The sequence below is a fragment of the Acetobacter aceti genome, assembly GCF_002005445.1.
Lineage (GTDB): Bacteria > Pseudomonadota > Alphaproteobacteria > Acetobacterales > Acetobacteraceae > Acetobacter > Acetobacter aceti_B.
On sequence record NZ_CP014692.1, the window covers coordinates 811,171 to 834,536 of the forward strand.

Genomic DNA, 23,366 nt, shown 5'->3' on the forward strand with positions numbered 1-23,366 from the left:
GTAATATTTCTGTGCGCATATTGATTATTGGCTCTCTTTCAGATGAATTAGGAAAGGCTGCAAAAATCGTATTGGCACGTGGGGCCTGTGTCGATCATGCGGAGACGAATGCAGATGCCATAAAAAAAATATGTTCGTCTGGAGACTATAAATTTATTATATGTTCAGTGAATGAGAGTATTTTAAATTTAATCAAGCAATTGAAACGGGAACGAATAGCTGTTCCTGTTATCGCTTGTGGGCCAGAAGACCCTAATATTGCAGCAGACGCAATAGCTTCTGGTGCTGAAGATTACATTCCTCTTCCGCCTGATCCTGATGTAATCGCTGCTTTTCTACAGGATGCGAGTAGCGAGAAGACTATTTTTCATACCATTGACCCTGGTATGAAAAAATTACTAAGGCAGATTGATAAAATAGCTGCGTCAGGAGCATCTGTTCTTGTGACTGGAGAGTCTGGAACAGGAAAAGAGATTATTGCACGATATATTCATCTGAAGTCAAAAAGGGAAGCTGGTCCGTTTATCGCGCTGAACTGCGCAGCGCTCCCAGAAACGCTGGTTGAGTCAGAACTGTTCGGGCATGAGCGCGGAGCGTTTAGCGGAGCAACGGCAAGGCGTGTCGGTCGGTTTGAAGCTGCAAATCATGGGACATTATTGCTTGATGAAATCAGCGAAATGGATGTTCGTCTTCAGGCGAAACTATTAAGAGCGATTCAGGAAAGAGAAATCGACCGGTTAGGAGGAAGTTCACCTGTGTCTGTTGATGTCCGCATTATTGCAACATCCAACAGAGACCTTCTTTCAGAAATTAGGGTGCAAAAATTCAGAGAGGATCTATATTTCAGACTGAATGTTGTATCTATAAAGATTCCGCCATTGCGTGATCGGGTAATGGATATACCTTATCTGGCAGAACATTTTTCTCGTTATTATAGTAAAATAAATGCATTGTCTCCGAAATCGATATCCGAGAATGCTCTTGAAAAGTTGAAGAAGTATAAATGGCCAGGAAATGTCAGGGAGCTTGAAAATATGGTTCATCGGGCCGTTGTTGTTTCTTCTGGCGATATAATAGACGTTGATTGCTTTGATCTGCCTGAAGCGGTCTTGCAGAAACAGTCTCAGGAAAATTCTTTGGCATCCTGGGTCGGATCTCGAATGGATGAAGTTGAACAGGCTCTTATTATAGAGACTCTTGCACATACTGATGGAAATCGTACTCAGGCAGCTTCTATATTGGGCATTTCTATAAGAGCACTGAGAAACAAGTTACGTGAGTATACCGGTCAAGGCGTTGCCGTTCCTCCTCCATATCAAAGTTTGACAGAAACATAATGTCAGAATCTACTAGCCCATCTTTGAAAAAACTTTTTGATCCTCAAAACATATTGAGGAATGTAAAATCTTTTAATATTCACTCGTTGAAAAATGGCGGCTGGCGTCATTTTGTTCCTGGCAGTGATATAGGATTGGCGCTGGGAGTTGCTGCCCTTCTCTCTGTGCTGATCATTCCATTGCCGACGATGTTCCTGGACGTGGGGCTGGCGATTTCCATTACAATCTCCGTCCTGATCTTGATGGTGGCGTTGTTCCTGCAAAGACCCCTGGATTTTACATCTTTTCCAACACTGCTTCTTTTGACGACTCTTCTCCGTCTGGCGCTGGAAGTTGCTACTACGCGCCTGATTCTGGGGCATGGTAATGAAGGAGTGTATGCTGCTGGTCACGTTGTGGCAGCTTTCGGCGGCTTTCTTATGGGAGGGGATGTTGTTATTGGCGGCATTCTGTTCTCGATACTTCTTGTCGTTAACTTTATGGTTATCACTAAAGGTTCGGGCCGCATCGCAGAGGTGGCGGCTCGATTTTCTCTTGATGCAATGCCCGGAAAGCAGATGGCAATTGATGCTGAACTCGCATCAGGCGCAATCTCCGACAAGGTAGCAAGAAAGAGAAGAAGAGAGCTTGAAGAAGAAAGTGGATTTTACGGCTCCATGGATGGTGCGGCCAAATTTGTAAGGGGAGACGCAATTGCAAGTCTTATAATAACAGCTATTAATATTATCGGTGGTTTGACTATTGGTGTTGTGCGGCATGGAATGCCGCTGAGTGAAGCTGCGGGCTCTTTTACAACGCTGACAATTGGTGACGGTCTTGTCGCGCAAATCCCTGCTTTGCTGGTTTCAACGGCAGCGGGTATTGTGGTTACAAAAGGGGGAACCGAAGGGGCCGCTGACGCGACACTGCTGAAGCAGTTGGCAGGTAGCCCCAAGCCATTGAGCCTTGCTGCTGGTATCGCAGGTATTCTTGCCATAATGCCTGGCCTCCCTGCTCTTCCATTTTTAGGGATCGCTGCGATCTGTGGGGGTGTTGCCTGGTCCCGTCATGTTCATCCGGTTGTGGAAACCGATGAAGCGGAAGCGGCAACGCATGTTGTGCCTCATAATGCAGAACCTCCTATTACAGACTCCCTTCGAATTGACATGATCAGACTGGAGCTTGGCTTCAGTCTTCTTGGTCTGGCTGGTGGTGAAAATCCTCAACTGACAGAACAGATAAAGATTTTGCGTCGTACTATCGCAAGTGAAATGGGTTTTATTCTGCCTCCTGTGCGAATTCAGGATAATTTACAGCTCTCTGGCGATCAGTACGTTATTAAAATTAAGGAACTGGAGGTCGGTGCGGGTGAAGTTCGGCCCAACAGGCTTCTTGTGATGAACCCGCAGGGAGGATTGCCGGCGCTGCAGGGGGAGGTCACCAAAGAGCCAGCCTTTGGTCTGCAGGCGATGTGGGTCGATATCGGTTTGCGAGAGGAGGCAACTTTTGCGAATTATACAGTCGTCGATCCAGCAAGTGTGATCGTTACGCACTTGAGTGAGTTGGTCAGAGAAAATCTTTCTGATCTTCTGACTTATGCAGAAACCCAAAAACTTCTGGATGAGTTGCCGCGTGATCAGCAAAAACTGGTTTCTGACATGATTCCATCCCAGATTTCTTTGGGAGCTGTCCAGCGAGTTCTGCAGGCACTTTTATCTGAGCGCGTTTCGATCAGGGATTTGCCGACAATTCTGGAAGGGATTCAGGAAGCGTGTGGGCAGGGACTTCGTGCCGTGCCGCAGATCGTCTCGCACGTGCGTATCAGACTGGCGCGTCAGATCAGCGCATCTGTAATGGGTCAGAATGGCTATATTCCCATCGTCACTTTAAGTCCGACATGGGAAAGCGTGTTTCTGGACAGTATGGTTGGACCTGCTGAAGACCGTCAGCTGGCGATGGCCCCCAGTAAACTGAATGAGTTTATCGGGAAATTACGTGTGGCATTTGATCATCTTGCCAGCATTAACGAAACACCTGTGGTTGTTGTGAACGGTGGGATCAGGGATGCTGTGCATGCGATAATGGAGCGTCTGAAACCTTCGGTTCCCGTCATGGCGCAGGCTGAAATAGCACCAAGGGCAAGGATCAGAACTGTTTCTACAATACAATAATTTTAATCTGGTGATTTTATGGAAAACGAGATTTTTGTTGGAATCAACATGAAAGATGCAGTTAGTAAAGCTCGGGCTAATTTGGGTGAGGCTGCCTTGATTGTTTCTGATCGTGTTGTGGAAAACGGTATCGAGGTTGTTGCAAGGAAAGAAACGGAAAAAAAAGCTTCTGCGGATTGCGTTATTGAAAAGAGCTATGTGTCTCCTGGCGCGCCTGAAGAATCATTTAATATACTGAATATTGAAAAAACGCGCGGAATTTCAGATATTTTGAGATGGCATAGAGTCCCGGACGCCTTGGTTGACGTTTTTTCGTCATCTGACTTTGAAACAGCGATTGCAAAGAATATTCAGTTTGGCTCTTTTTCATTTTCGCAGGCCAAAAGGCCGCTGGCATTGGTAGGAACGGCGGGTGCGGGCAAGAGTCTTTCTGTTGCGAAGCTGTGTTCCCGACTTGTTCTGTCAGGGAATCCTCCGCTTGTAATCACGACGGATAGAGAGAGGGCAGGCGGCATTGATCAGCTGGCCACTCACACGCGTCGATTGGGATTGCCTCTTATCGTCGCAAATGATCAAAAGACATTGCGGCAGGCCATGGCCCAGAGAAAAAATGATCAGCCGGTGTTGATTGATACTGCGCCTGTCGATCCATATGACGAAAATGCTTTGGCTGTGCTGATGGAGCTTAAACTCTTCACGCGAGCTGAATTGTGCGTCGTTGTACCTGCAGGATATGATTCAGAAGAGACGGCGGATGTGGCTGAATTATTCTGGAATGCGGGAGCCCGTATGATGATTGCGTCACGGCTTGATCAGGTTCGAAGGCTGGGCAACATTATCACGGCGGCCGCATGTGGGTTGGTGATGACTGAGTATGGTGTCTCTGAAAATTGCCATGGCGGTCTCGAGAAGATCACGCCTAAAAAGCTCGCTGCGTTACTTGTTGAAAAAACTGAAAACTACGAGAAAAACAGATAGATCGTGAGTCTATAGTCTATGTCTGAACTCCACAAACCCTCACAGACTTTTTTGTCTGTGAGGAGGAGACGCAGGATTACTGAGGTTAATGCACCGGTCCATTAGGTTCGATCCAGCCGATATTGCCATCATCACGCCGATAAATGATATTGATTTGTCGACTGACGCTATTCCGGAAAACCAGAAGATTGCGGTCAGCCAGATCCAGTCGCATGACAGCTTCACTGACACTCAAAAAAGCAATCTCTGTTGGCTGCTCTGCAATAATGGTTGCGTAAGGCCCCTCGGTATGGGTTTCCAGGTTGCCTTTTGGCGACTCCTGAACTTCTGTCTGCTGAAGAATATAGCTGCGACCAATTTCAGGTCGTTGAATGCGTGCGGATGCTCTGGAGTGAGTCTGAACTCTTCGTCGGTAGCGCCTTAGACGCCGTGCAATATGTTCTGCGGCATCATCAAAAGCACCATGTGCATCCGAGGCTTCGCCTTCTCCTCGTAACGTCAGGCCACGGCCAGCATGTACATTGATATCGCACGTAAAAAATGAGCGTGCTTTACTGAAGGTGACGTTAGCTTCGAGTGCCTGTTCAAAATATCGATCAGCTATATTGCCGAGGTGCAAAGTCACTCGGTGCTTTAGGGCGTCGGAAAGATCTATTTGCTTACCTGAAACGTGGATATGCATTCTGCCAGGCTCCTTTTTTATTGAGGAAACCGGTCGCCTCGGCGTTTCTGGCGCCTTACTGCGCCATCAGGCGGAGGCGGCTTTCTCCCGTTTACGCTGCATGGAATTGGCGATGTGCAGCGAATCACGGTATTTGGTCACGGTTCGGCGGGCGATGTCTATGCCTTCTTTGCGAAGATTTTGCACAATCTCATCATCTGACAGGATACTCGCACTCGTTTCCTGTGAAATCATTTTTTGAATTTTGTATCTTACCGCTTCAGAACTGTGCTGTTTTGAAAGATGGATGCTGCCTATCCTGCTTGTAAAAAAATATTTCAGTTCGAAAAGCCCCTGGGGAGTCGCAATATATTTTCCGGATGTGATGCGGCTGATTGTACTTTCGTGCAGACCGGTATTGTCTGCTATTGTTTTCATTGTGAGCGGCGCAAGAAATGAGGCGCCAGAGCATAGAAATTCATTCTGATGTCTTATTATTTCAGTGGAAACCCGAAGAAGAGTCTTTGTTCTTTGTTCGATGGATCGCAAAAGCCATGTGGCATGATGCATCTGGTTCTGTATAAATGGCCTGTCTGATGAAAGGCTGGCTGTTCTTGTCCTGTGAAGGAGCGCCTGATCTAAATACAGATGAGGAAGAGTGTTTTCATTGATCTGAACAGTCCACTCTCCGTCCGGAGACCGCCGTACGAAAACATCTGCTATCCGGCTGCTGGCGTCAGGTGAAATGACCTCAAAGCCGGGCTTCGGATCGAGATGACGTAACTCTGTCAGCATAGTCGCGAAATCAGTCTCATCGACACCACACAGGCGACGAAGGGCCGGGTAATCCTTACGCGCGACCATGTCGAGATTATCGAGAAGAATGGTCATCTCCGGGCTGAGGCGATCTTTGGCGTTTAATTGTGCCCTCAGGCATTCGCTCAATGAGCAGGCAAAGAGTCCCGCCGGTTCAAAGAGCATCATGATCTGTCGGACGTTTTCGACTGCTGCGAGCGATATCCCAAGCTCTCTGGCGATCATATCCGGGGAAGTGTCCAGTCGGCCGGCCGAATCAAGATGTTCGATCAGCGTGTAACCGATAAGGCGTTCCGCGTCTGTGAAAACAGGCGTCAGACGCAACTGCTCATCAAGTCTTTCCGCAAGGGAAGGGGTATGTGCGGCGACATCACGGTCGTCATCGTCATATCTCTGACGCCAGTCCTGAGGGGAGCCATCTTCGGAGTAAGTGTCGTCAAATCCTCCAGCGGCTGCTTCCTGTGCGAAGGTGGTATCGAGCGAAGCGTCTTCCTGAGATGCGGTCACTTCGTCAGTAGACCTGTTGGCCGGATCTTCCTGAGCCGCTGTTGCATCGGGCTCTTCCCGGACAAGGAAGGGGTTGCGTTCCAGCTCTTCCTCGACCAGGGCCTCTATCTCTGCGCTGGTCATCTGGAGAAGGCGGATGGCCAGACGCAGTTGCGGCGTCATGGCAAGATTGTGCGTCTGTCGGAGATGAAGCCCGGGGAGTGTCACCATACGGCGAGACTAGAGGGAAAAGCTTTCTCCAAGGTACACGCGGCGGACATCCTCGTTCGCCACGATCTCTTCCGGCACGCCCTGCATCAGCACCTGACCGCCATGCATGATGTAGGCCCGGTCAATGACTTCCAGCGTCTCGCGCACGTTGTGATCGGTGATCAGCACGCCGATGCCGCGATCCTTCAGATGCGACACCAGATCACGGATTTCTCCGACAGCAATCGGGTCAATACCGGCAAGCGGTTCATCCAGAAGGATGTAGTGCGGCTGGCTGGCAAGGGCGCGCGCAATTTCCAGACGACGACGTTCACCACCTGAAAGGGCCAGAGAAGGCGAGCGGCGGAGGTGGGAGATACCGAACTCGCCGAGGAGACCGTCGAGCATCGCATCGCGCTTGTCAGGATCGGGCTCGACCACCTCTAGCGCCGCCATGATGTTCTGCTCGACATTCAGGCCGCGGAAGATGCTGGCTTCCTGAGGCAGGTAGCCGATTCCCAGACGGGCGCGCCTATACATGGGCAGACGCGTGATATCCGCGCCATCCAGTGTGATATTACCCGTGTCAGGCTGCACCAGTCCGACGATCATGTAGAAGCTGGTGGTCTTGCCAGCGCCGTTTGGACCGAGAAGACCGACAGCCTCGCCACGATGAACCTCGATCGAGACGTTGCGCACGACTTCGCGTTTTTTGTAGGACTTGCCGATTCCATCTGCGAAAAGACCGTGCCTGCGATCCCGCAGCACGGAACCGTCCGCTGTTGCATCGGCAGGGACTGGCGCAAAATCCTGCATGTAATCTTCCGGGTTCATCTCAGTGTCCACCGTTGCTGTTGCCGTCACTGTTGGGAACGACGAGTCCACTGACTCGTGCCCCCGGTTGTTCAGTCATGGTTGCAACGCCGGTGTGCATGTTGATGACGGCGGCAGATCCCTGAAGCTGGTTCTGGCCACGGGTGATATGGACGTTGCCGACAATTCTTGCGATCCCGGTGTCCGGTACATAGACGCCACGATCTCCTGTGATGGTTTCGGTCTGGGTGCGGACCCAGACATGGCCGAACGCATTGACCTTCTCCAGCTTGCCGGAGCCGTTGGCGAGCGGGTCACCGCCGCTTTTCTTTGGAGCTGCCGGTTGGGCCGGTGTGGCGGAAGGCGGCGCGCTGTAGCCAACCAATACATCGGCCTTGATCTGCTTGCCTTCGTTGGTGGTGACCGTCGCGTTCCCGCGTCCAATGGAGACGCGTGTCTGGGAGTAATATTCCATCGAGTCACGGGCCGTGAGGATGTCCTGTGGCGTCGCCAGCTTCAGGGCGTGGCCGGTCATGACAAGGGTGGCCTGATCAATATCGTAGATCGCCTTGTCGCCCCAGGCCTGATCGGTCTGGGTGAAGATATGCACGTTTCCGAGCGCTTCCAGACGATAGATCTCGTTTGATCCGGAAGCATCCGGACCACCTGATGAGCCATCCGCAGGTTTGGCAGGCGCCGGAGCCGCCTCGGGGCCGCCGGGATTAACCGCAGTTGGTGCTGCTGCTTCAGACGGCGCTGCGGGAGCGCCCGGGACAGCAGGCGTTGCCTGCGCTGGCGAGACCTGCCCTGCTGGCGTCTGTGCATCGGGTGCGGCGGCTTTCTTGCGATAATACGCAATCAGCTTGTCTGCCGTGACAGTCACGTCGCCTCTGACAGCCTGCGCCTGATTATAGGCCGTCACTTTCTGCGCGTTCTGGTCCCAGTCAAAACCACCCACCGCCGTGACGGTAATCTGACCACCATGTGACAGGTCAATCCCCTGGGCAAAGGCCGGAGCGGAGTCGAGGGCAGTCAGGCTCAGGCAGGAGACGGCGAGAGAACCGCCCAGAACGAGGCTCCGCCATAAGACGCCGGTGGACAGTGGGGAAGGGATGCGAAGCGATACCATTCAGCTGGCCTTGTCGTGCGGTCCGTTACGATCGTCATTCAGGATGAATCGCCCGGGACCACGGAACTGGGCAATACCTTCATGCTGCGACAGCCAATACCCTCTGGCGTCAAGGACTCCAAACGGACCTTCTGCATGAACCCAGGAATCAGAGGCGATTACGCCGTCATGCATGGAGACATCGGCAGTCGGACCACGCATCATCAGACCGTCATCCCGGTAAAGGGTGACTTCATCCTTCAGGTCGAGAAGCTGCTCGTGCTGCATGTAAACGCCTTTTTCCGCCTGAAGGTAGAGCCACTCTCCTCCCTGCGACAGGGTGTCAGCCGCAGGGTCGATCAGATCGATCCGGTCATCGTTGATCTGGTGTGCCGTTTTCGCGGTGATCATGTAGGGATGTCCGTGTGCATCCACACTGCGGTAAACGGCCCCTTCCAGATTGCCGCTTTCCATCTTGAGGCGCGTGACTTCGGTCAGGGCGGCACGGTTGGCGTTCATCAGCCGGTCAATTTCGGGCCAGATGGCGATTGAGCCCAGCAAAAGCAGTGCTGTCGCGGGAAGCAGCCACTTCGCCCACCGGAGCGTGGTCTGGCGACGGGCGAGCTCTTTGCGGCCGGGAGCCTTTCGAGCCGCGACGATCGCCGCCTCGATGACTTCACGCCTGCGTTTCACGGCGGTCGGGGTGCTTTTGAAATCCTGCCGTTCTACCCGCGTGCCGCCTTCATTCGTCTGTGATGGATCCTGAGGCGTCTGATTATCCGACATCAGGCGACTCCGGCGCGGAGAAGGTCATGGATGTGCAGTACGCCGGTCGGGCGACCCGCCTCGTCAAGCACGAACAGGGAGGTAATCGGTTTCGGACGGTCATTCATGATGCGCAACGCCTCGACGCCGAGCATGTCAGCCGACACTGTCAGCGGTGACGGGTTCATCACGTCAGAAGCCGGTGTGGAGGCGAGATCCCGGTCCAGAGCGCCGCGCAGATCGCCGTCCGTGATGATGCCGACAAGCTTTCCCTCTGCGTCGATGATGCCGACACAGCCGAGCGCTTTCCGGGTCATCTCCACAATGACGTCCCGCAATCCGGTCGCGGGAGACACAAGCGGCAGGGCATCGCCCGTCCGCATCAGGTCCTTCACGCTCCGCAGGCGCGCTCCGAGGCTGCCGCCGGGATGGAAGACGCCGAAGTCACCGGCGGTGAAGCCCCGTCTCTCCATCAGCGCGACAGCCAGGGCGTCTCCCAGAGCAAGCTGCAGCAGGCTGCTGGTCGTCGGGGCAAGGCCCATCGGGCAGGCTTCAGGAACGGCAGGCAGCAGCAACACAAGATCGGCGGCGCGGGCCAGTGTAGAGGCCGGGCGGGCCGTCATGGCGATCAGCGGCAGGCCGAAGCGTCGGCTGTGTTCGACAATATCCGCCAGTTCCGCGGTCTCGCCGGAGTTGGAGAGAGCCAGAACGGCGTCGCCATGCGACACCATGCCGAGATCGCCATGGGAGGCTTCGACAGGGTGCACGAAGATGGCGGGAGTGCCGGTTGAACTCAGGGTGGCCTGAAGCTTGCGACCGATATGCCCGGATTTGCCGATGCCGGTCACAACGACACGCCCTTCAAGCTCCGCAATCTGCTCGACGGCCTGACGAAAGGCGGTGCCCAGCCCGTCATCCACGTCCATTGCCTGCCCAAGCGCCGTCAGTCCGTCAGCCTCGATGGCCAGCGTGCGTCGGGCCGCGCCGAGAGGGTCGCGGTTTGATGGGGGAGCCGTCACGCTGTCGATAACGGCTGATGTTCCGGAAGAAGCGGGAGAGCTCATGCCGTTTCTATCGTCTGTGAAAGCGTGATGGTCAATCATAACCACCTGATCCATACCTAAAATACGGGCAATAAAGTCAGGCGCGGTGGGCGAAAATGTCGGCTTCGTCGTAACCAAGCAGGTCAAGGCTGGCTCGGGCGGGCAGAAAGTCGAAGCAGGCCTGTGCAAGATCCCGGCGATTTTCCCGGATCAGAAGGGATTCCAGCCTGTTCCATAAAGCATGCAGATACAGCACGTCGGATGCTGCGTAAGCCAGTTGCTCTGGCGTCAGGTGCGGTGCGCCCCAGTCTGAACTCTGCTGATGCTTGCTCATCTCGACGCCGAGCATTTCACGACAGAGCGCGGCAAGCCCGTGACGGTCCGTAAACGTGCGGACGAGGCGGGCGGCGATCTTGGTGCAGATGACGGGCGCGACGGTGATGCCCAGCGTATGCTGGAGGATCGCCACATCAAATCGCGCGAAATGCATCAGCTTGGTGACGGCGGGGTCGGAGAGCAGGCGCTTCAGGTTGGGGCAGTCTGCGGGAGGACCGCCCGGTCTGGTTGGTATGATCTGCACCAGATGGGCCGAGCCGTCGCCGGAGGAAAGCTGCACCAGGCAGAGACGGTCGCGACAGGGCTTCAGCCCCATGGTCTCGGTATCGATGGCGACGCAGTTTCCCAGGTCAAGGCCATCGGGGAGATCACCGCGATGTAACGTGATTGGTCCATCGCTGCTGGTCCTGCCGCTCATGGAGTGCCTTTCCTTCCGGGGCTGACGATCAGGATTCATAATCCCAGCCGTGAGCGATAGTAACTCAGAACTCCCTGTGCAAGCAGGGGGGCAGAGGGGCCAAGATTGCTGATGTCATACAGGAACAGAATGATGTGTGATGAGATGGCCCCCACAGCCACAAGGCACCAGCATGTCGGTTTCAGCCATCGTTTGCTGAGGCCCTCGTGTGAGACAATCAGTCGTGCGCCCATGAATCCCATGAACAGGATGAGCGGATAGAATTCCGCCCGATAACGATAGTTCATGCTGATCGCCATAAGCATGAGGACCGCCGGGATGGCCAGTCCAGCCATGATGCAGAAAGATGACTGTCTGAGCGCTTTTTCCGCCGCCCACGCATTTTTCGAAAGAAGAGAGGAGAAGAAAAAGCTTCCCAGAAGGAGAAAGACCCCGTCGGTCAGGAAAAAGCTGCTGGCTGGCAGTTCAGTGGCGTCAAGAAGCCGGCTGAACTCATTCTGGAAAAAAAGATGATCGCCGTTATGGAATATCCATATGGGGAAAAAGAAATAAATTATGCCAAGCGGGATGCGCTCGATATTGAAAAGGCCGTAAAGGCGGGTTCTTGCCTGCCGGTCAGGGAAATCGGCATTGAACAGATAGAGATCATAGTTTGCGAACGTCAGAGGGTTTCCCCAGCGCTCGAAATTGATGCCTGCCGTTATCATGAGACCGGCCAGAAGAATGGCGGCTGCGGTCATGAAATGTCGCCTGTTTTTCCGACAGGACAATGACCGCGTTTCTGACAGGCTCTGTCGGTAGCGCCAGAGTGTCAGAACGCCCAAAAAACCTTCGGCAGCGTAAGTGCCTATGCCCATGGAAACCCGTGTGAGGAGCGCCATGGCAGAGGCGACGGACATCCAGACCAGCGCTCTGGGCGCCTCATCCGGATCCAGGCAGGCGCGCACAGCCCAGTGAACGAACAGCATGCCGAAGACAAGGGACCACAGGCAGACTTCCTGAAAGAGGGAGGGGCGCAGGAAACCTGTCTGCATGCCTGTAAGGGCGATGGTAGCGAAGAGCACGTTCTGCAGCCACGCCGCTTTTCCGGATAGTGTGGATGTGACGTACTGAACGGTTCTGATGTTGATCAAAAACATCAGTAGCGCAGCGATGATGCAGGACAAACGGGTGATATCGAGGTGCAGCCCGTTCGGAAGCAGCAGGACCGGCAGGCGAAGCAGGGCGGGCACAATGCCCCAGTAAGCGTAGACTTGGTCGTTTCTGAGAAAGCCCTCTTTGCCAACAGTGTCCGGGTCAACGTCGAACCTGCCGTGCAGCATGTGGTCCATCATGCTGTTGAATGTAATGGACTGATTGCCATCTGCTATTCTGATGGGAAGATTGTTCCAGAATATGACATCGACAGAATAAAATATAATTAAAAAAATAAAAAATAAACTACATCTTAATGAATGCTGCGGTTTGAACATGAATAACTCACTGTATAATCAATGGTTATTTATGCATGGAGGGATGTATCAAGACAACTGTTCTGGCTGGGGTAAAAAGAATGGTTTGGTGTCGCTGCCGAGAAAACGCTTCAGTCACGCAAACATCCGGCGAGCCAGGAGGATGGTCCTGGACAGCTCTTCCCGACACTATTTTTATCTGGCGATTATTTGAAAAACAGTCTCTCGAATGTATTCACTGTAAGCAGGCGAATACATTCCGGCAAAAACTGCATATAATAAACTATTGAAAATCAATAGTTTATGGTGCCCAGAAGAAGACTCGAACTTCCACGACCTTGCGGCCACAGGTACCTGAAACCTGCGCGTCTACCAATTCCGCCATCTGGGCTGAGATGACAACCCGGTGTGACCGGGTGGTGGAGCTGGCGTTTAAAGGCGTCTTGCGGCACGGTCAAGAGCCATTGTGAATATTTTTGCAAAGAATGCGGAATCATCCGGAAGGGACGTTCTCGGCTGTCATGGAGCGGCGTTTTCCGCTTTCTCTTTTGTGGCTTTGAGGAACTCGGGATGTGGCGCAAGGTGCGCCCAGATTGCCTGTGGTATTTTTCCGGCAAAAATCTGACATGAAGGAATAGCGCGATGATCGGTCGCAAGACGGCAGCAGTATTCGGAGGAGCAGGGTTTCTCGGGAAATATGTGGTTCGGAAGCTTGCGGCCGACGGCTATGCGGTGCGCGTCGCCGGCCGTCGCACGGATCTGGCGAACGGTCTGAGGCAGCTGGGTGATGTGGGGCAGGTCGTCCCGTTTTATGCTCCTGTCCAGAACGAGGACGCCGTGGCGGATGTGGTGTCCGGAGCGGCTGTTGTCGTGAATCTTGCCGCCATTCTTGGTGCGCCCTCAGGTGCGGCGCTGAACGCCGTGAACGTCGAAGGCGCGGCCCGTGTGGCAAGGCTCGCGGCGGCAGCAGGGACGCACACCCTGATACATATGTCCGCGATCGGCGCTTCATCAACGTCCCCGTCAGCTTATGGACGCAGTCGGGCCGCCGGAGAGGAGGAAGTCACGCGGCATTTCCCGTCGGCCGCCATAGTAAGAGCGTCCGTGCTGTTCGGTCCGGAAGACCATTTTTTCAATATGTTCGGAGGCGTGGCCCGGTACACGCCATTCGTCATGCCTGTGTATGGAGCTTCCACAAAACTGCAGCCGGTTTATGTGGCGGATGTCGCCGAGGCGATCAGGGTGATTGTCAGCGCGTTCGATGAGAAACCATCCAGCCGTTCAAGTCTGTGCGAACTGGGTGGGCCGGAAATCCTGACCATGCGCGCCGTCTCGGAGCGCGTGCTGGCGATGACGGGGCGCAGAAAGCCGATTTTTGAAGTGCCGGCCATCCTTGCTTCCTTGCAGGCGTCAGTTCTGGAGCATCTGCCGGGTCGGATGCTGACTCGCGATCAGTTGAAGATGCTGACGGTCGATAATGTTGTGAATGAAAGTCTGCCGGGGTTCCGTGATCTGGGAATAGCTCCAGCCGCTATGGACATGATCGTGCCAGCCTACATGAAGCGCTATGCACCGGGTGGTGACAGGGTTAATGTTTGATATCATATCGGTATTTTATTTTAGGTAGGTAATACTGTCATATTTTTTGCCTGCTTCAGGGTGGTTATAATTGGCGATAAGAATCGTTTCGGTTAATGGGGCAGTGTTGCTGTCTTTTGTCGTGCGCGGGCCTGCGCTATCGCAGTTTCACACCTGTCGGAAACGCCGGACGGCCAATTGCGTCTCGACGGGAGAGATTTTTACTGTCCAGAATGCCCCCGCCCGCACTGTCCGGCCGGGTTAAGGAAGCCAGCGCATGTCCGCAAAGATGCTCTCTTTCGTCTCTGTCCCGCAGGCCCAGCCGCCCAAGCGTCTCGCGGACGATCGGCGCAAGGATTTCGACGAAATCTACAATGAGTTCTCGCCGGAACAGGCCGCCACGCAGGCGAGCCGTTGCTCACAGTGCGGCGTGCCCTTCTGTTCCATCCACTGCCCGCTGGGAAACAACATTCCCGACTGGCTGATGCTGGCGGCGGACGGCCGTCTGGAGGAGGCGTATAGCGTCTCTCAGGCAACCAACAGTTTCCCGGAGATATGCGGTCGTATCTGCCCGCAGGACCGGCTGTGTGAAGGCAACTGCGTTATCGAGAAAGATTTCGACAGTGTCACCATCGGGGCTGTCGAACGCTACATCACCGATACGGCGTTCGAGAACGGCTGGGTCAAGCCTGTCCTGCCTGTCGTCGAGCTTGAAAGCTCCGTCGGCGTTATCGGAGCCGGGCCTGCCGGACTGGCGGCCGCTGAACGTCTGCGGGCGAGCGGGCATCAGGTGCATGTGTATGATCGCCATGACCGCGTCGGCGGCCTGCTGATCTACGGCATCCCCGGCTTCAAGCTGGAAAAGGACATTGTGCTTCGCCGCCAGAAAGTTCTGGAGGAGCAGGGTGTCATCTTCCATCTTGGTAAGGGAATTGGCGCGGGTGAAGGTGAGATCGCCTTCGAGGATCTGCGGAAGAAGCATGACGCGGTGCTGGTCGCGACAGGCGTCTACAAGTCCCGTGAGATTGGCGGCCCCGGTTCCGGTCTTGGCGGAATTGTGCGGGCTCTCGACTACCTGACTGCCTCCAACCGTCGTTCGCTGGGTGATGTGCTGCCGGAAGGCGAACTGGATGCGGCGGGCAAGGATGTGGTGGTCATCGGTGGTGGCGACACGGCCATGGACTGTGTGCGTACGGCCATCCGTCAGGGCGCGAAGTCTGTGAAGTGCCTCTATCGCCGCGACAAGGCGAACATGCCGGGCTCCGTGCGCGAAGTGAAGAACGCCGAGGAAGAGGGTGTCGAGTTTGTCTGGCTCGCTGCGCCTGAGAGTTTTCTGGGCGACACGACGGTGACGGGTGTACGGGCGCAGAAGATGCGTCTGGGCCTGCCGGACGGTTCCGGGCGTCAGTCGATCGAGGCTGAGCCGGAAGGCCTGTTCACAGTGCAGGCCGACATGGTCATCAAGGCCCTTGGCTTCGACCCGGAGCCGCTGCCGGAGATGTGGAAAGCCGATGAGTTGAAGACCTCACGCTGGGGCACGTTGCAGGTTGATCGGGTCAGCTTCGAAACCTCGGTTCCGGGTGTGTTCGCCGCTGGCGACATCGTGCGCGGCGCGAGCCTCGTCGTTTGGGCCATCCGTGATGGCCGTGATGCGGCAGCCCAGATCGATCAGTGGATTGCCGCCCGTTCTTCTTCTCTGGCTGCGGAGTAATGATCATGGACTCATTTGAAGATTTTTCCGGAGCCAGTGCTTCCGTCGGTGTGGAAACCGGCGAGACTTTCGTCACGAACTGGAAGCAGAACAGCACGGCGTTGCAGCATGGCCTGTATGATCCTGCAGACGAGCGTGATTCCTGTGGTGTCGGCCTTGTAGCCGCGCTGGATGGTCGCAAGCGTCGTGATGTTGTCGAAGCCGGTATCGAGGCGCTTAAAGCGATCTGGCATCGCGGCGCTGTCGATGCTGACGGCAAGACGGGCGACGGCGCTGGCATCCATGTCGAGATTCCGCAGGATTTCTTTGCCGACGCCATCGGTGTGCCGCAGGCGGAACGCGACGCGGGTGTGCCGCTGGCGGTGGGGCAGGTGTTCCTTCCCAAGACCGATCTTGCCGCGCAGGAGCGGTGTCGTCAGATCATCGAAACCGAGATCCTCATGTTCGGTTACAGCATCTATGGCTGGCGTCAGGTGCCGATCGATACATCCTGCATCGGTGAAAAAGCCAATGCGACACGGCCTGAAATCGAACAGATCATCATCCGGGGTAAAACCGATCGCTCTGAAGCGGATTTCGAGCGCGATCTGTATGTGATCCGTCGCCGGATCGAAAAATCCGCCATCGCCGATCAGGTCGATCTCTATATCTGCTCTCTGTCCTGCCGTTCGCTGATCTACAAGGGCATGTTCCTTGCGGAAAACCTGACGGATTTTTATCCGGATCTGCTGGATGAGCGTTTCACCAGCCGTTTCGCGATCTACCATCAGCGTTATTCAACCAACACCTTTCCGACCTGGAAACTGGCGCAGCCTTTCCGTCGCGTTGCCCATAACGGCGAGATCAACACGATCTCCGGCAATGTGAACTGGATGCGCAGCCACGAAACGCGGCTGGCCGATCCGGAACTTGATCCGTTCATGAACGATATCAAGCCCGTGGTGCAGGTCGGTGGTTCCGATACGGCGACACTCGATAACGTCTTTGAGCTACTGACGCATGCCGGACGCGATGCGCCTGCGGTCAAGGCGCTGATGATCCCGGCCAGTGTCGGCGCGCATTCCCGCATGAAGGCGTCGCATCGCGACATGTTCGCGTATTGCAATGCCGTCATGGAGCCATGGGATGGCCCGGCTGCCCTCTGCGCAACAGACGGACGCTGGATCATCGCCGGTCTGGATCGCTCCGGCCTGCGCCCGCTGCGTTATACCCGGACGACCAGCGATCTTCTGATCATCGGGTCCGAAGCCGGCATGGTGAAGGTGCCGGAAGCGGCTGTCGTCAGCCGTGGCCGCCTTGGGCCGGGAGAGATGCTCGGCGTCGATCTCGACAACGCCAAACTCTTTGGTAACGACGAACTGCTCGATCTGCTGGCGGGACGTCAGGATTTCGGTCAGTGGGTCAAAAAGATCCAGAAGATCGGTTCGCTGGTGCGCGACGACGTGGTCGAGCCCGTCATGTATCAGCCGGAAGAACTGCGTCGCCGCCAGTTGTCTGTCGGCAACACGCTTGAAGAACTCGAACATATTCTCCAGCCGATGGTCGAGACAGCCGGGGAGGCTGTCGGGTCGATGGGTGACGACACGCCGCTTGCGGTTCTGTCCGAACGCTATCGCGGGCTGGCGCATTATTTCCGTCAGGGCTTCAGTCAGGTCACGAACCCGCCGATCGACTCCCTCCGTGAAGCGCGGGTGATGAGCCTGCTGACACGACTGGGCAATCTCGGGAACATTCTCGAGGAGACCGAAGATCAGTGTGATCTGCTCCAGCTTCCCAGCCCGATCCTGACCAGTGGTGAGTTCGAGGCGCTTCGCAAGTTCTGTGGCGATCGCGGTGGAATCATCGATACGACTTTCGTGGCATCGGAAGGCGAGGCCGGCCTGCGTGAGGCCATCGCCCGTATCCGTCGGGAGGCTGAGGAACGTGTGCGCGAAGGCTGCTCGCATGTCTTCCTGACCGACGAGAACCAGTCAGCAGAACGCGCCGGCATTCCGACGATCCTCGCCGTTGCCGCCGTGCATACGCATCTGGTGCGTAACTCGCTGCGGACCTTCACCTCGCTGAACGTTCGGACCTCGGACGTGCTGGACGTGCATGCCGTCGCCGTGACGCTGGGCGTTGGCGCGACAACGGTGAATCCGTATCTGGCGCAGGAAAGCATCGCGGATCGTATCCGTCGCGGTCTCTGTGGCGACATGTCCCTGCGCACGGCGGTCGAACGGTATCGCAAGGCCATCGACAAGGGGCTGCTCAAGATCATGTCCAAGATGGGCATCTCGATCATGGCGTCCTATCGTGGCGGCTGCAATTTCGAGGCGGTCGGCCTGTCCCGCGCTCTGGTCGCCGAGTTCTTCCCCGGCATGGCCTCGCGCATCTCCGGTATCGGTCTCGGCGGTATCGCCAAGAACATCCTGAGCTTCCACGAGCAGGCATGGGGCACGTCGGCGGCGGTTCTGCCGGTCGGTGGCCTCTACAAGCTGCGCCGGAGTGGCGAGACGCATGCCTTCGACGGCACGCTGATCCACATGCTCCAGACGGCGGTCGGAACGGACAGCTTTTCCATCTACCAGCGTTATGCGGACGCGGTGCGCCGTCAGCCGCCGGTGGCTCTGCGTGATCTGCTCGACTTCAAGAGTGACCGTGAAGCCATTCCGGTGGAATCGGTCGAGAGCATCACGCAGCTTCGCAAGCGCCTGATCGCACCGGCCATCTCGCTCGGTGCGCTCAGCCCTGAAGCGCATGAGACGCTCTCCATCGCCATGAACCGTATCGGCGCAAAGTCCGATTCCGGTGAGGGTGGTGAAGATCCGGCCCGCGCCAAGCCGCGCCCGAATGGTGACAATGCCTCCTCGGCCATCAAGCAGGTTGCGTCCGGTCGTTTCGGCGTCACAGCGCAGTATCTGAATGACTGCCGTGAGCTTGAGATCAAGGTTGCGCAGGGTGCGAAACCGGGTGAGGGCGGGCAGCTTCCGGGCTTCAAGGTCACGGAACTGATCGCCAAGCTGCGTCATGCGACGCCGGGGGTGACTCTGATCTCCCCGCCGCCGCATCACGACATCTACTCGATCGAGGATCTTGCCCAGCTCATCTATGATCTGAAGCAGATCAACCCGGATGCGAAAGTCACGGTGAAGCTGGTCGCCCGTTCGGGTATCGGCACCATCGCGGCAGGTGTGGCGAAGGCGAAAGCCGATGCGATCTTGATCTCCGGTCACTCCGGCGGTACGGGCGCCAGCCCGCTGTCTTCCGTGAAGTATGCCGGGCTGCCCTGGGAGCTTGGTCTGGCGGAGGCGCATCAGGTACTGATGCTCAACCGTCTGCGTCATCGCGTCACGCTGCGGACCGATGGTGGCATCAAAACGGGTCGTGACGTGGTGATTGCCGCCATGCTCGGCGCGGAAGAGTTTGGTATCGGCACGGCGAGCCTCGTGGCGATGGGCTGCATCATGGTCCGTCAGTGTCACTCGAACACCTGTCCGGTGGGCGTCTGCTCGCAGGACCCGGCCATGCGCGCCAAGTTCGAAGGCACGCCCGAGAAGGTCATCAGCCTGTTCTCGTTCATTGCCGAAGATGTCAGGAATATTCTTGCATCGCTTGGCTTCAGAACGTTGAACGAGGTCATCGGCCGTACGGACCTTCTGCATCAGGTTTCGCGTGGTTCCGAATATCTCGATGACCTCGACCTGAATCCGCTTCTGGTTCAGGCCGACCCTGGCCCGCATGCGCGCTATTGCACGCTTGAAGGCCGCAATGAGGTGCCGGATACGCTCGACGCGCAGATGATCGCGGATGCCCGTCCGCTGTTCGATCACGGCGAGAAGATGCAGCTCCAGTACAACGTGCAGAACACGATGCGCGCCATCGGCACACGCATCTCCTCCATGATCGTGCGGCAGTATGGTATGGCGACGCTGGCGCCCGGCCATCTGACGGTGCGTCTGCGCGGATCCGCCGGCCAGTCGCTCGGTGCATTCGCCGTGCAAGGGCTGAAACTGGAAGTGCATGGCGACGCCAACGATTATGTCGGCAAGGGTCTGTCCGGAGCGACCATCGTTGTGCGTTCTTCGGCATCCAGCACGCTGGCAACGAATGAAAATGCGATTGTCGGCAATACCGTGCTGTATGGCGCGACAGCGGGCACGCTGTATGCCGCAGGGCTCGCCGGTGAGCGTTTCGCGGTGCGTAACTCCGGTGCGACCGCCGTGGTTGAAGGCTGTGGTTCCAACGCCTGTGAATACATGACAGGTGGAACGGTCGTCATCCTTGGTGATTCCGGCGACAATTTTGGCGCCGGTTTCACGGGTGGTATGGCTTTCGTGTACGATGCAGATGGGTCGTTCGAACAGAAAGTAAATCCGGACAACGTGTTCTGGGTGCGCGTTGAGCAGAAGGAATGGGAAGAAAAACTTCGGGCTCTTGTGGAAGCACATGCCTGCGAAACACAGTCTCCCTATGCCGCGATGCTCTTGCATAAATGGGATGAGGTTCTGCCGCATTTCTGGCAGGTCGTTCCGAAAGATTATGCAAAGATCATTGGCTTTGCTGTGCCAGAGCAGATGGCGATTTCTGCCTGATCTGACGGAAAAGATCGTTTTCAGCGGGCAGTCCCAGGACTGCCCGTTTTTATTTGTGAAACTGATATCGTGTTCTGCAAAGATGACTATCAGGGCTGAAAATCATTTATGGAAAGAAGAGTTTTCAGACAAAAGAGAGATTTCCCATTATGGAGTTACGGCAACCTGGCAGGAAAGGTCCTCAAGAGATAGAATACTCCCTGATTTCGCGGGGGATCGAGGACAGCATCCTGCCGGCCTGCCGTGAGCTCGGTATCACAGCCTATGGGATTTTTGCGCGTGGTCTGATCAGCGGACACTGGCAGGCTGCCAGAACGCCCGGTGATTTTCGTGTGCATAGCCCGCGCTTTCAGGAAGGCAATGTCGAGCAGAATCTGGCTCCTGTGGAGACGTTGCGCGAGAGTGCAAAAGCCCGGAACACGACCGTCGCTCAGTTGGCCATCGCGTGGGTTGCAGCACGGGGGGAGGACATCGTGCCGCTGGCCGGAGCACGCAGGCGCGACCAGCTTTCAGAAATGCTGGGCGCGTTTGATATCGCGCTGACACCAGCCGATCTGGTCGTCATTGAGCAGGCTGCCCCCCAAAGGAGCCGCAGCGGGAGAGCGGTATGATCCGAAACAGATGGCGGCGCTGGACAGCGAGAAGGCCGGATCAGGCAAAATCTGGCAAGATAACCTGGTCAGATTCAGAGCGGGTTGTTTTGTCGGACATACCGACAGCGGGCAGAAGAGCACACGATGGCAAAAAGAAACCGGTTACGCGCAATCCTCTTTTCCGCAGGCGTCTCCTCGCTCTGCGTGCTGCCACTTTCACATGCGCGGGCTGCCGTGCTTCCCGATCTGATGCCGGTTCCATCTGCCATTGCGTGGCAGGGTGAAGACGAAAAAACCTGTGATCGGATCATGATCGACTGGCACGGCGCTCATGATCCCATGCTGGTTCGGGGCAGTGAGCGCCTGTTGCATTTTCTGCATCTTTCTTCGCACTCCAGTGAGAAACAGGCTGCCTGCTCTCTGGAAATCCGAAACAGGGAAGACCCCGACTATCTTGCTGTTGACGAGCGGGAAAGTTATCGACTCAGCATTTATCATGGAAAGATCACGCTGAATGCAGACGGGCCTGCGGGAGTGCTGCATGGCTTTGCGACATTACTGCAACTGGCTGGATCAACGGCAGGGGGCGTGACGTTCCATGATGTGACGATCGACGATGCTCCCCGCTTTCCCTGGCGGGGACTGATGATTGATGTGGCGCGACATTTCATGTCCGTGCCTGCGCTCAGGCGTCAGATCGATGCGATGGAGCTGACGAAGCTGAATGTTCTGCATCTGCATCTGAGTGATGGGTCCGCCTTCCGCGTGGAAAGCCAGATTTTTCCCCGTCTACAGACTGTCTCTTCACATGGGCAGTATTATACGCAGAACGAGATCCGGAGCCTTGTCGTGTATGCCGCTGAACGCGGTATCCGCGTTGTGCCGGAATTCGACGTGCCCGGCCATGCACTGGCTGTTCTGGAAGCCTATCCGGAGTTCGCAGCGCAACCGCTCCCTGCTGCCAATGCGGCCTGTACGGGTGGTTCAGCCTGTATTGCCGGTAGCAACGCCAACAACCCGGCGCTTGATCCGACCAAACCGGAAACGCTCGTTTTTGTAGAAAAGCTTTTTGCAGAAATGATGCCTCTCTTTCCGGATGCCTATTTTCATGCTGGCGGCGATGAGGTGGTTGCCTCTCAGTGGACAGGCAATCCACAGATCGTCCGTTATATGCAGGCCCATAACTATCCTGACGCTTCAGCACTTCAGGGAGAGTTCACAGCAAAAATTCAGTCTTTTCTGGCGGCTCAGGGAAAGACAATGATCGGATGGGACGAGGTTCTGTCGGCCCCTGTTCCAAAATCGGTTGTTGTCGATGTGTGGCGGTCTTCCAAATGGATCAACACAGCGACAGCCAGACAGCATCCGGTTCTTGTCTCTTCAGGATATTATCTGGACCTTCTGCGTCCGGCGCGTGAGTATTATCAGATTGATCCTTATGATCTGATGGCAAGCGGATTGGCGGGACCGGAACTGGAACATGCCCGACAGATTCATTTCAGGCTGGCTGATGCGTTCGCGCTTGATCCCGCGCTTCCTCCCCTGAACGCCCGGCAAAAGAACCATGTTCTGGGAGGGGAGGCTGTCCTGTGGACGGAGGCGGTTTCGGAACAGATGCTGGATCAGAGACTGTGGCCCCGCGCTGCCGTGATTGCAGAACGTCTGTGGTCACCTGAGACGGTAAAAGATGTTGTCGATATGGAGCGTCGTTTGCCGCATATCGCCGTGCAGTTGAACAGGCTGGCTTTGACGACGACACAGCAGGATCGTGAGCAGATGCTGTCACGGTATCCGGCTTCAAGCGTGTACGCGCTGGATACGCTGTTGCAGGTGACCAGTCCGGTCAGGAATTACACGATCAACAGAATGATCAAGAAAGCGGGGGAAGACCTGCTGACATGGCCAGTCGCCATGGCGGAGCCAGATTCCTTTTCAGCCATGCGGTTTAATCAACTCGCGGAAGCCTATGTGCAAGGTGACCGCTCCGTTGCCCAGCAACTACGCCATGATCTTGAACAATGGGCTGCCAATGATGGCCTGTTCGAAAAAACGATCGGAGGTGTTACGGCCCTGGAAACGATACGTCCCATTTCGCAGCAGCTTTCTTCATTGGCCCGGGCAGGTCTCGAAGCATTGGATGGAAAGGTCGACACCTCCAGAAGGGCGCAGATCGAAAAGCTTCTGACTCAGCAGCAGGAAGCGCTGGCTGCGTCATCGTGGCAATTGCTGTCTCCACCTTTGCCTCAGCCGCCCGGTGGTCTTCTGATTGATATCGTGCCGGGCATACGAGCGTTGGTAGACGGAAAACCGACAGTTCACTGATTCATTCTGATGATAT

The 23,366-nt window shown here is 55.7% G+C and carries 16 protein-coding genes and 1 tRNA gene; 8 read left to right on the top strand and 9 right to left on the bottom strand.

From position 1 onward, the window contains the following. Positions 1 to 11: 11 nt before the first annotated feature. The 3 genes from A0U92_RS03790 to A0U92_RS03800 are packed head-to-tail and all read left to right on the top strand — an operon-like array spanning position 12 to position 4,465. Positions 12 to 1,337, top strand: a complete 1,326-nt coding sequence (locus tag A0U92_RS03790; protein WP_077812067.1) for a sigma-54-dependent transcriptional regulator — start codon at positions 12 to 14, stop codon at positions 1,335 to 1,337. Beyond that, a complete protein-coding gene (gene flhA / locus A0U92_RS03795) occupies positions 1,337 to 3,487 on the top strand; it encodes a flagellar biosynthesis protein FlhA (protein ID WP_077812068.1) in 2,151 nt (716 codons plus the stop codon). The genes A0U92_RS03790 and flhA overlap by 1 nt, the downstream gene beginning before the upstream one ends. An 18-nt stretch (positions 3,488 to 3,505) precedes the next feature. Further along, the gene (locus A0U92_RS03800) at positions 3,506 to 4,465 is read left to right on the top strand and encodes a flagellar biosynthesis protein FlhF (RefSeq protein ID WP_077812069.1); all 960 of its coding nucleotides are present in this window, start codon (positions 3,506 to 3,508) and stop codon (positions 4,463 to 4,465) included. 85 nt (positions 4,466 to 4,550) lie between these two features. On the opposite strand, the gene hpf is transcribed toward A0U92_RS03800, so the two are convergent. From hpf to A0U92_RS03845, 9 genes are all read right to left on the bottom strand, one after another. Next, a complete protein-coding gene (gene hpf, locus A0U92_RS03805; protein ID WP_077812070.1) occupies positions 4,551 to 5,147 on the bottom strand; it encodes a ribosome hibernation-promoting factor, HPF/YfiA family in 597 nt (198 codons plus the stop codon). A 66-nt stretch (positions 5,148 to 5,213) separates the two neighbouring features. Then, entirely contained in the window at positions 5,214 to 6,659 is a 1,446-nt protein-coding gene (gene rpoN, locus A0U92_RS03810; protein WP_077812071.1) for an RNA polymerase factor sigma-54, read from the bottom strand. 9 nt (positions 6,660 to 6,668) lie between these two features. Then, positions 6,669 to 7,454, bottom strand: coding sequence for an LPS export ABC transporter ATP-binding protein (lptB, locus tag A0U92_RS03815; protein WP_408736110.1), 786 nt, complete (start codon positions 7,452 to 7,454; stop codon positions 6,669 to 6,671). Between the two features lie 19 nt (positions 7,455 to 7,473). Then, positions 7,474 to 8,580, bottom strand: a complete 1,107-nt coding sequence (locus A0U92_RS03820; RefSeq protein WP_077812072.1) for an LptA/OstA family protein — start codon at positions 8,578 to 8,580, stop codon at positions 7,474 to 7,476. Then, a complete protein-coding gene (gene lptC / locus A0U92_RS03825; protein ID WP_077812073.1) occupies positions 8,581 to 9,345 on the bottom strand; it encodes an LPS export ABC transporter periplasmic protein LptC in 765 nt (254 codons plus the stop codon). It lies immediately after the preceding gene. Continuing rightward, positions 9,345 to 10,388 (bottom strand): KpsF/GutQ family sugar-phosphate isomerase, encoded by a 1,044-nt coding sequence (locus A0U92_RS03830; protein ID WP_077814233.1) that lies wholly within the window; start codon positions 10,386 to 10,388, stop codon positions 9,345 to 9,347. Before A0U92_RS03830 ends, lptC begins: the two co-directional genes overlap by 1 nt. A gap of 76 nt (positions 10,389 to 10,464) precedes the next feature. Beyond that, a complete protein-coding gene (locus A0U92_RS03835; RefSeq protein ID WP_077812074.1) occupies positions 10,465 to 11,121 on the bottom strand; it encodes a ribonuclease D in 657 nt (218 codons plus the stop codon). 35 nt (positions 11,122 to 11,156) lie between these two features. Then, a complete protein-coding gene (locus tag A0U92_RS03840; RefSeq protein WP_222927847.1) occupies positions 11,157 to 12,443 on the bottom strand; it encodes a hypothetical protein in 1,287 nt (428 codons plus the stop codon). Positions 12,444 to 12,876: 433 nt separating this feature from the next. Continuing rightward, positions 12,877 to 12,963, bottom strand: a tRNA-Leu gene (locus tag A0U92_RS03845). Between the two features lie 251 nt (positions 12,964 to 13,214). Here A0U92_RS03845 and A0U92_RS03850 point away from each other — a divergent pair. From A0U92_RS03850 to A0U92_RS03870, 5 genes are all read left to right on the top strand, one after another. After that, positions 13,215 to 14,171: a complex I NDUFA9 subunit family protein gene (locus tag A0U92_RS03850; RefSeq protein WP_077812076.1), complete on the top strand. Its 957-nt coding sequence runs from the start codon at positions 13,215 to 13,217 to the stop codon at positions 14,169 to 14,171. A 256-nt stretch (positions 14,172 to 14,427) separates the two neighbouring features. Continuing rightward, complete coding sequence (locus A0U92_RS03855; RefSeq protein ID WP_077812077.1) at positions 14,428 to 15,861, top strand: NAD(P)-dependent oxidoreductase; 1,434 nt, start codon at positions 14,428 to 14,430, stop codon at positions 15,859 to 15,861. A gap of 5 nt (positions 15,862 to 15,866) precedes the next feature. Then, a complete protein-coding gene (gene gltB, locus A0U92_RS03860) occupies positions 15,867 to 20,435 on the top strand; it encodes a glutamate synthase large subunit (RefSeq protein WP_408736095.1) in 4,569 nt (1,522 codons plus the stop codon). 149 nt (positions 20,436 to 20,584) lie between these two features. Then, positions 20,585 to 21,046, top strand: a complete 462-nt coding sequence (locus A0U92_RS03865) for an aldo/keto reductase (protein WP_236748263.1) — start codon at positions 20,585 to 20,587, stop codon at positions 21,044 to 21,046. A 126-nt stretch (positions 21,047 to 21,172) separates the two neighbouring features. Further along, positions 21,173 to 23,350 (top strand): beta-N-acetylhexosaminidase, encoded by a 2,178-nt coding sequence (locus A0U92_RS03870; RefSeq protein ID WP_236748264.1) that lies wholly within the window; start codon positions 21,173 to 21,175, stop codon positions 23,348 to 23,350. Positions 23,351 to 23,366: the final 16 nt, after the last annotated feature.